We start from the raw sequence: 952 nt of genomic DNA on the forward strand, positions 1-952 counted from the left end.
AGGAGCATTCCTGTAATGAAGAAATTTGAGGATTGAACAAAAAAGAGCCCCTTGGTATCATACGAGGTGTCCAAAGCTTCGAAGCAAAAATGGACCCTTAAATGAAATAACCAAGGAGGACTCATTTATGAATTATACACAAAATCAAAAAATCTCTCAAATTACACCTTCAACTCTTATCATTGGCATTGATATAGCTAAAGACAAGCACGTAGCACGTGCTCAAGATGATCGAGGTATTGAATTTGGAAAACGATTGATCTTTGAAAATCGAATGCATGGCTTTCAAAAACTAGTGAATTGGGCCGAAAGCCTTCGAAAAGAAAATGCCAAGAATCACGTCATTCTTGGTGTAGAACCGACGGGTCATTACTGGTTTAGTCTAGCTTACTTTTTCGTAGCGAATGGATACGATTTTGTCGTCGTCAACCCGATGCACGTGAAGAAAAGTAAAGAGCTTGATGACAATTCCCCTACTAAAAATGATACGAAGGATGCCCGCGTCATTGCACAGTTGATTAAGGATGGGCGATACTCTGTACCAAACCTCTTAGACGGCGTTTATGCCGAATTAAGAGAAGGCGTCAAATTGCGAGATCAGCTTACCAAACAACTGATGACGACCGAAGGGCGAATTCAAAACCATATTCAACGATACTTTCCAGAATTCTTTGATGTGTTTGGGAATTGGAAAGGAAAAGCAGCTTTCTGTACGTTGCGACTGTTTCCATTTCCATCTCAAATCAAGGAACTATCACCGGAAGAAGTGTTGATGAAATGGAAACCATTTGTCCAACGTGGAGTGGGAATGAAACGAGCAACAAAGCTAGTAGAAGCCGGCAAAAAGAGTGTTGGCATAAAGATTGGAATTCAGTTTTCCAAGCGTGAATTGGATTATCTATTAGACCAATATGAGCTCTATAAAGGGCAATTAGAACAGTTAGACAAGGAG

The 952-nt window shown here is 40.2% G+C and carries 1 protein-coding gene; it reads left to right on the forward strand.

Annotated elements, in window-relative coordinates; genetic code table 11:
- Window positions 1-127: 127 nt before the first annotated feature.
- The coding region (locus tag JUJ52_RS23035; RefSeq protein ID WP_228089247.1) for an IS110 family transposase at window positions 128-952 on the forward strand (825 nt) is incomplete at its 3' end.

It is taken from the genome of Virgibacillus sp. AGTR (assembly GCF_016919725.2).
Classification (GTDB): domain Bacteria; phylum Bacillota; class Bacilli; order Bacillales; family Amphibacillaceae; genus Virgibacillus; species Virgibacillus salarius.